Origin of the sequence: Bathymodiolus azoricus thioautotrophic gill symbiont (genome assembly GCF_001298715.1) — a bacterium.
In the GTDB taxonomy this organism is placed as follows: Bacteria; Pseudomonadota; Gammaproteobacteria; order PS1; family Pseudothioglobaceae; genus Thiodubiliella.
The window spans coordinates 1-1,182 of sequence record NZ_CDSC02000153.1 but is presented as its reverse complement, the minus strand read 5'-3'; the positions used below and the strand labels follow the sequence as shown (position 1 = coordinate 1,182).

General features: G+C 31.9%; 1 protein-coding gene. It reads right to left on the bottom strand.

Annotated elements, in window-relative coordinates; all coding sequences use genetic code 11:
* Positions 1-278 precede the first annotated feature (278 nt).
* Entirely contained in the window at positions 279-1,043 is a 765-nt protein-coding gene (locus BAZSYMA_RS03160) for a hypothetical protein (RefSeq protein ID WP_090715566.1), read from the bottom strand.
* Positions 1,044-1,182: the final 139 nt, after the last annotated feature.

The following is a 1,182-nucleotide window of genomic DNA, read 5'->3' as shown; positions in this document are numbered from 1 at the left end:
GTTTTTGTGGTGTTGGATAAAAAGCAGTTTTGTTGATTTGGATGGTTGGCAAAATGGGTGGTTTTGGTTTGTTTGGAGTGGGTTTTTAAGGGGCGACTAATTAAGAAATAGGATCAATCTAATCCAAGATATATCACATCCAATAGTCAATAATTTTTCAGCAAGGTATCTGCTGATTCTATTCCAAGTTTAACAACTGGAATATGTATTTTGGCAGGGTTAACGGTAAAAATCCCAGTAGTGATTAAAAAACAATCAAGAGGTAGGACAATTGATTTTTATTTTTCAAAAAAACGACAATAATCTTTGAATATTGGCTCTTGTTTAATGCCTTCTTTGTAGGATTTACCCCCCCTTGTAACAACATTTTTCCAATTCATAATATGTTGGTGCTGATAAAACTTACTTGTTATTGCGTTAATTTGCACTAAAAATAGTCGATGTGGTTGTCCAGATAAGAACTCTGCAAGAAAACCAATGGGAAGCAAGGCGATTGTTTTAAATAAACCCAGTTTTTTTAATGTTGCGATATTCATAGGTGAGAATTGACCGCTATTATCAATTAAAAATGGTGGCAATGGCTCAAAAAAATGACCAATTACACGCAAAATAGCACTTGATATCGTCCATAGCATTAAATATTCTATATAGTTATGAGTAAAAAAAGTGAGTAGAATTATCAATATTGTTATCAATGCTAAGTTGGCTAGTATTGTAAATTTCACTTCTTTAATAAGGAGAGTTTGAATGACAAAAAGTAGTAAAGCGATATACAAAAATCCACTCCACAAACTGTTGAAAATTAATAACCATGCAAAAGCGTCTATAAAAATAGAATAATGAATCATTCGATTGATACTATTTCTATGTAGTGCCACATAGGCGATAGATTGGAAATCTAATTGAATATTCTTACTTGGCCAAAATGCAGTAAAAAACGGTAAAATTCTGCCGATTATCTTGGGTGGAATAACAAGGCAAAGCATAAAAAGAATGCCAGCGTAAATAACACAAGTGAGCCAAATATGATATAAATTTTCCATTATTTATTATACCTTCTCTAGTTATGGTTATTTTAAGCGTTCTCAAACTTAAAGATTATAAAACCCCAACAATTTCAAACAACAACCCGAACTTTCTTATTTCGGACCCGTTAAACTAAACAAAAAAATCGGAATAAAC

Excerpts from the sequence above, each read along its gene's own strand:
- BAZSYMA_RS03160 (WP_090715566.1), bottom strand. The coding sequence starts at position 1,043 with ATGGAAAATTTATATCATATTTGGCTCACTTGTGTTATTTACGCTGGC.